This window comes from uncultured Demequina sp., assembly GCF_913055775.1.
In the GTDB taxonomy this organism is placed as follows: Bacteria; Actinomycetota; Actinomycetes; order Actinomycetales; family Demequinaceae; genus Demequina.
The window spans coordinates 1-7,206 of sequence record NZ_CAJXJX010000131.1; the positions used below are offsets into that span (position 1 = coordinate 1).

The following is a 7,206-nucleotide window of genomic DNA, read 5'->3' on the forward strand; positions in this document are numbered from 1 at the left end:
ACCCTCTCCCACCGCGCGAGTGGTGACGGCCGCCCAATGCCTCCATTCGGGGTCCGCGTACGCAGCGATGACGTCCGCACCGTCGGGTGACACGTACTCGAGAAGCTGCTCGGCGGCTCCCTCGAGTTCCCCTGAGACAGCCACTGGTTGCTGAATGTTCGTCGCTTCATCCACCCGCAGTCCGGCGTCGTGCGCGAAGCCTGACGGCTGGCGCTCGATGCGCGGGCACCCTGTCTCATCGGTCGCAAAGCTGCGAGGCGTCGCGACCAGATGGCCGCCGCGGGCAACATAGGTGCGCAGGAGCGAGGTGAGCGCGTCTGAGGCGACGACGGGCGAGACGGCCACCACGAGCGGGTACCGTTCAAGAAGCTCCGACGCTCCCATCGCCTCAAGATCGGTGTCGTGGACGATCCGCACCTGAGCTCCCACACGCTGTGCGCCGGCGTAGACCCGGTAGACGAGTTCCTCGTAGGCAGCGCGGGAAGGCTCACCCTGCTTGCCCGGCTCCTGGGATCCGTCGGGAATCGGCGGCTGAAACTCCCACAACCATTGGCTGTCAGTCGACACCACCAGTGCGACGGTCGCATCGGGGGTGAGTCCCTCAAGGTGCTCGCCGAGGCCACGGAGCTCAGCCCCGAGCGCGGCGACGTTGTTGTAGACCCGCCCTGGCTCGAGGCTGTGTGGCAGCAGCCCGTGCCAGTACATCTCCCAGGAGCCATGCATGGAGTGCCAGTTCCAGTAAGAGATCGCCCGGGCCCCGCGCGCGATCATGGCGTAGGCGACCGAGCGCCACTGTCCGTCGTGCGGAGGCTGGTTGAACCACGGGTGCCCGATGGTTCCCGCATTCGTCTCTGCGACAAGGAACGGGCGGGCACCCATGCTCCAGGCTCGATCCGCGAGGTAGAAGGGTGCCCACGCGCCGGATGGAGGAAAGTCCGGCGAACCGCCGCGCCCTGCTTGGATGTGGCTCTGCATCGCCACGTACAAGTTCGCGCTCGTGGTATCGGTGGCGCGCGCAAGACCGCGCTCGTCGACCCCGGGCCGCATGCGGTCGACGCACGTGGTGATGAAGTGCCGGGGCCGTGCGTAGTCGGCGACGATCGCCTTCTGCCAGGCAATGTATTCGGTCGTCCGGCTTGCCTGGTAGCGACGCCACTCGAGGTCGTACTGCGGCACATGGTTGCCGTCGGGGCGCCAGAGCTGTGCGTGATCGGTCAGCCGATGCGACCAATGGGCCAGGTTCCACGCAGCGTTGAGATCATCGATGTCGGGGTACTGCACGCGCAGGTGGTCGACGAACCCCGCGAACACATGGTCGTTGTGGGGAAGGTGCTCCCCGGGTTCGTTGTCGACCTGGAACCCGATCACGGCGGGGTGCTCGGCGTAGCGGCCGACGACCGCTCGGATCAAGCGCTCGGCGTACGTCCGGAAGATGGGATGGCCCGTCTCCACCTCTTGACGCGCGCCCCACGGCACGCGCTGCCCGCTCGCGCGCTCGGCGGCGATCTCGGGGTGCGCCTGCGCCAGCCACATGGGCACCGCGTAGGTAGGAGTGCCGAGGATCGCCCGAATGCCCCGAACGTCGGCGGCGTCCAGAACCGGCTCGAGCCAGTCGAGTTCGAAGTTCCCGTCGGAAGGCTCCCAGGTCGACCACACCGACTCGCCGACGCGGATCGCGCTGATGCCCGCGTCGAGCATCAGGTCAAGGTCTGCCTCCAGACGCTGCTCCCGGAGGTACTCCGGGTAGTAGGCGACCCCGAGTGCGACCGAGTCGCTGACGAGCGGGTGCATGCGTGGACACTCCTTCGTGTCATCGGTACATCGTGCAACCATTGTTATCGCAAACAATCATGTTGTCAACAGGACCTCGATCAAGCGTGCGCATCGTGCGGTCAGCCGGCGGGGCGCGCCGTCGACTCGCGCGCAATCAGATCTGGCACCAAGTGGACGGGTGCACCGTCTGAGCTGCCGTCAAGTTCCTCGAGAAGCGCCTGGAGGAGCCGGCTGCCCAGGTCCGAGAAGTCCTGCCGCATGGTCGTCAGCGGGGGGATCGTATAGGCGGCCTCCGGGATGTCATCGAAGCCTACGACCGAGAAGTCGTCGGGCACGCGCCTCCCGGCGCGGTGGAGTGCCAGCATGAGCCCAAGCGCCATGTGGTCGTTCGCAACGTACGCGGCGGTAGCGTCTGGGCAGCGTTTCAACAGCTCCACTCCAGCGGCGTATCCGCCGCCAGGCGTCCAGTCACCAGGGACCGGATCCACCGTGGCGAGGCCCGCGGCGGCCATCTCGCGCAGCCACCCGACGGTGCGCGAATGGGCGACGCCAAACGATGATGGCCCCGACAGGTGGACAATGCGTTCATGGCCGAACTCGATCAGGTGACGGACTGCCAGGCGTGATCCTTCGACCGAGTCGAACGTCACCGGTGTCGTATGCCCGTCATCGAACCCTCGGTAGGTCACCACGGGTACTCCGTCGAAGGAGTTCAGGAGCGTGTGTATGTCGCGAGACTGGGGCGCAATGAAAATCACGCCGTCAACGCCTTGACTGGTCAGTTGCGCGAGTCCGTCGGACACGGACCTCGAGTCGTACCTGCTCAGGCTCATCACGGACACGCCGTAGCCGTGGCTACGAGCGGCCGCCTCGACGCTCGACAGCGTGGCCGCCGGCCCATAGCTGTGATAGTCCGTCGCGACGACTCCGATGGTCCGGGACTTGCGGTTGGCAAGCGTTCGGGCAGCCACGTTGGGCCGGTAATTCAGCTGCTCGACGGCGCGCAGCACCCGCTCTCGAGTGTCGTCCTTGACGAACTCATAGTCGTTGATGACGCGTGACACGGTCTGCGCAGACACCTGCGCGAGCCGTGCGACATCGGCCATCGTCGGCTTCCCGAAGTGGTTTGCGGGCATGTCTCACCTTCGTTAACGCAAACAATCTAGCATGGTGGCGCGTCAATCTGCCCTTCAGGTTGGACAGTGACGCCACTCCCTGCCGGGGCCGGAACTATCCCGCCACGTCCGACATCGAGCACTGGGCAAGCCGCCGCCGAGTCGTGACTCGACCTAGGCCTTCTTCTTGGGCGCGGCCCTCTTCTTGGCCGGCGCCTTGCGGGCCGCAGGCTTGCGCTTCTTGGCCGGGCCCTTGGCGCGCTTCTCCGCGAGCAGCTCGACCGCGCGCTCGGGGGTCATGCCGTCGACGGTCTCGTCGCGCGGGATGGTCACGTTGGTCTCGCCGTCGGTGATGTACTCGCCAAAGCGGCCGGCCTTGATGACGATGGGCTTCTCGCTCACCGGATCCGTGCCCAGCTCCTTGAGCGGCGGCGCCGCCTGGCGGCCGCGGCCGCGCTTGGGCTGCGCGTAGATCGCCAAGGCCTCGTCGAGGGTGATGGTGAGCAGCTGCGCCTCGGACTCGATGGTGCGCGAGTCCGTGCCCTTTTTGAGGTACGGGCCGTAGCGCCCGTTCTGCGCGGTGATCTCGGTGTCGTCCGCGGGATCCACACCCACGACGCGCGGCAGGCTCATGAGCTTCAGCGCGTCCTCGAGGGTCACGGTCTCGAGCTGCATGTCCTTGAACAGCGACGCGGTCTTGGGCTTGCCCTTGGCGTCCTCGGGCAGTACCTCGGTCACGTACGGCCCGTAGCGTCCGCCCTTGGCGACCACCGGGAACCCGGAGGCGGGGTTCACGCCCAGCTCCCGCTCGTCGCCGCCCTGGTTCGTGAACAGCTCCTCGGCCTTGGCGACCGTGAGCTCGTCGGGAGCGAGATCTTCCGGGATGGAGGCGCGCTGCTGCTCGCCGTCCTTGTCCCTCTCGATGTAGGGGCCGTAGCGTCCGTTGCGCGCCGCGATGCCGTCACCGATCTCGAACGTGTTCACGGCCCGGGCATCGATCTCGCCCAGATTGTCGAGCAGCTCGCGCAGGCCCTCCGTGGGGGCGCCTGGCCCGCCGAAGTAGAACTCGCGCAGCCAGTCCTTCATCGACCGCTCGCCGGAGGCGATGCGGTCCAGGCCCGCCTCCATCTCCGCCGTGAAGCCGTAGTCCACCAGCGTGGGGAAGTGCTCCTCGAGCAGGCCCACGATCGAGAACGCGAGCCAGGTGGGAACCAGCTGCTTCTTGTCGATGCGGACGTAGTCGCGATTGATGATGACGTCCACGGTCGACGCGTAGGTCGACGGGCGCCCCAGCTTGCGGTCCTCGAGCTCCTTGATCATGGAGCCCTGGGTGAAGCGGGGCGGCGGCGCGGTCGAGTGCGACAGCGGCTCGAGGTCGGCGGCGTCCACGCCGTCCCCGACGGTGACCTGCGGCAGGCGCTCGTCGCCCTCGGAGGGCTGCTTGCCGGCCTCGTCCTCGTACCGGGCCGCCTCGCGGGACTCGATGTACAGCGCCCGGAAGCCCGGCGCCGTCAGGATGGTGCCGGACTTCGAGAACTCCACCGCGTGCCCGGCCGAGCTCTTCGCCCCCACCGTGATGGTCGAGGTGGTGCCCACCGCATCGGCCATCTGGGAGGCCAGGGTGCGCTTCCAGATCATCTCGTACATGCGGAACTCGTCGCCGCGCAGCTGCGTGCGCAGCGAGTCCGGCGTGCGGAAGGTGTCGCCCGCGGGGCGGATCGCCTCGTGCGCCTCCTGGGCATTCGAGTCACCCGACGCGTAGATGCGGGGCGAGCTCGGCACCGCATCCGCACCGAATAGGTCGATCGCCTGCTTGCGTGCCGCGCGGATCGCCTCGCTCGACAGCGACGGCGAGTCGGAACGCATATAGGTGATGAAGCCCTGCTGGTAGAGGGCCTGCGCGACACCCATCGCCTGGCGCGCGCCCAGCCCGAGTTTGCGGCTGGACTCCTGGATCAGCGAGGACGTGATGAACGGCGCGGCCGGACGCTTCTTGTACGGCTTGGGGGTGACATCCGCGATCGCGAAGTCCGCGTGGGCCAGCCCGGACACCAGCGCCGCGGCCTCGCCGGCCGTCACATGGTGCGCCTTGTCGGAGGTCAGCACGCCGCGGTCGTCGAAGTCCTTGCCCGCTGCAACCCGCTTGCCGTCCACCTTGGTGAGACGGCCCACGAAGGACACCCCCGCATCGGCCCCCGCCGTGGCCGTGAAGCGGGCGGTGAGATCCCAGTACTCCGCGGACTGGAACGCCATACGCTCCCGCTCGCGGTCCACGATCAGGCGCAGCGCGACGGACTGCACGCGGCCAGCGGACGAGCCCTGCCCCACCTTGCGGCGCATGACGTCCGACATGTCCCAGCCGTACAGGCGGTCCAGGATGCGGCGCGTCTCCTGCGCCTCCACGAGCTCCATGTCGATCTCGCGGGGGGCGGCCAGCGCGCGCTCGATTCCCTCGCGGGTGATCTCGTGGAACGCCAGGCGCTTGACCGGCACCTTGGGCTTGAGGACCTCGAGCAGGTGCCAGGCGATGGCCTCTCCCTCGCGGTCCTCATCTGTCGCGAGGTAGAGCTCGTCGGCGCCTTTGAGCGCTCGCTTGAGCTCGGCGACGGTCTTCTTCTTGTCCGGCGACACCACGTAGAACGGCTCGAAGTCGGACTCCACGTCGACGGCGTACTTGCCGAAACGGCCCTTCTTCTGGTCGGCCGGGAGGTCGGACGGCGCGGGCAGGTCGCGGATGTGGCCGATCGAGGACACCACCTCGAAGTCGTCGCCAAGGTACCCGCCGATGGTCTTCGACTTGGTGGGCGACTCGACGATCACGAGCTTGTGGGTCATGCGGCGTCCTGCTTTCGTGGCTTGGCGTCTCGGGGCTGGTCCATGCTCCTGGGGCGAGACGCTCACAGAATACATATGGGTGGCACCGTGTCGAACGCTGTCGGGGGGCGCCCGTAGGGCGGGCCGATGCGGCGGTCGGGGTGTCGCCCGTCGTGACGTCCCGTTCGGGTCGCCTTCCGTCGCCTGTGCGTCCCAGCAGTCGCTGAGTGCCCACAATCGGCGAGAACCGAGCACTCAGCGACTGCTGGGGCGCAGCCCGGTCAGCCGATGCGCGGGGACCTTGTGTTCACACGCTCGCCATGCGCGGGTGTCAGGATGGGGAGGTGAACCCAACTGACGTGGACCAGGCCATGCGGGACGTCGCCGACGCGATCATCCGGCCCCGCTTCCGATCGCTCGCGGAGGGAGAGGTCTCCTCCAAGAGCCACCCCGATGACCTCGTGACCATCGCGGACGTGGAGGCCGAGCGTGCGCTCACTCCCCTGCTCGCCGCGATCGAGGACATCCCCGTGGTGGGCGAGGAGGCCTCGGAGCACGACCCGTCGCTGCCGGACGTGCTGGGCGCGGTCGCGGCCGCGTGGACCGTGGATCCCGTCGACGGCACCTGGAATTTCGCCCACGGCAAGGTCGAGTACGCAGTGATGGTCGCGCGGGTCGAGGACGGTGAGGCCCAGGCCGGCTGGATCCTCCACCCCGAGACCGGCGACATGATCCACGGCGAGGTGGGCGGCGAGGCGACCGTGACCGCGGCCAACGGGCGCGTCAGGTCCGCGGGCCTCGTGGGCGACGAGCGTGTGCGCCCCCTGTCCGAGCTGCGCGGCATGGCGGTGCTGCGCTTCGCGCCCGGCGGGATCTCGGAGGGGTTGGCCGGGCTGGCTGAGGACGTCGCCGAGCTCACCCCGCCGCGCATGTGTGCCGGGTGGGACTATTGGGACCTGCTCAACGGCGACGCCGACTTCCTTCTCTACTTCCGGGCCAAGCCCTGGGACCACGCCCCGGGCGCGGCGATCGTGCGCGCGGCCGGCTTCGCAGCGCGCCATCTGGACGGCACCGACTACCGCCCCGGCGATCCCGGCCGGCCGTTCCTTGTGGCGCGCGAGTCCGAGTGGGACCTGCTCGCAGAGGCGATCCGCGCGCGCGCCGGCGTGCAGTTCTAGCGCACACCTCCTTGCGGCTCGTCCGGAGTCGCTGAGTGCCGGACATGGCGCTGGCGGACCAGAAAGGGGTCGCTGAGTGCCGGATGGGTGGGGATCCGAACGCCGGCGTCACGACGGCCCCCGGCGGTGATCCGCCGAGGGCCGTCCGCGACCGCCATCAGGCCGCGTCCACTGGTCGCGGGCTACGCGCCGAAGCGTCGTGCCAGCACCAGCAGGCCCCCCACGGCGGCGAGTGCCGCCGCAGCCCCCAGAGCCAGCGCGGTGTGCGCGGGCCCCGTCTCTGAGAGTTCACCGGCGAGTCCGGCGTCCAGCACGCCGGTCTGCGT

At 68.6% G+C, this 7,206-nt stretch carries 4 protein-coding genes; 1 reads left to right on the forward strand and 3 read right to left on the reverse strand.

What is annotated here, in order from left to right; genetic code table 11:
- From QZ483_RS11600 to topA, 3 genes are all read right to left on the reverse strand, one after another.
- Positions 1-1,791, reverse strand: a 1,791-nt coding sequence (locus tag QZ483_RS11600; protein WP_297084147.1) for an alpha-amylase family protein, incomplete at its 3' end; no start/stop codon positions are given.
- A gap of 101 nt (positions 1,792-1,892) precedes the next feature.
- Positions 1,893-2,909: a LacI family DNA-binding transcriptional regulator gene (locus QZ483_RS11605; protein ID WP_297084149.1), complete on the reverse strand. Its 1,017-nt coding sequence runs from the start codon at positions 2,907-2,909 to the stop codon at positions 1,893-1,895.
- A 153-nt stretch (positions 2,910-3,062) separates the two neighbouring features.
- Positions 3,063-5,723 (reverse strand): type I DNA topoisomerase, encoded by a 2,661-nt coding sequence (gene topA / locus QZ483_RS11610; protein ID WP_297084151.1) that lies wholly within the window; start codon positions 5,721-5,723, stop codon positions 3,063-3,065.
- Positions 5,724-6,046: 323 nt separating this feature from the next.
- Here topA and QZ483_RS11615 point away from each other — a divergent pair, with 323 nt between their 5' ends.
- Positions 6,047-6,880, forward strand: coding sequence for an inositol monophosphatase family protein (locus QZ483_RS11615; protein WP_297084153.1), 834 nt, complete (start codon positions 6,047-6,049; stop codon positions 6,878-6,880).
- Positions 6,881-7,206: the final 326 nt, after the last annotated feature.

Bases quoted from the DNA above. Each gene is read 5' to 3' on its own strand.
- QZ483_RS11605 (WP_297084149.1), bottom strand. From the start codon at position 2,909: ATGCCCGCAAACCACTTCGGGAAGCCGACGATGGCCGATGTCGCACGG.
- topA (WP_297084151.1), bottom strand. From the start codon at position 5,723: ATGACCCACAAGCTCGTGATCGTCGAGTCGCCCACCAAGTCGAAGACC.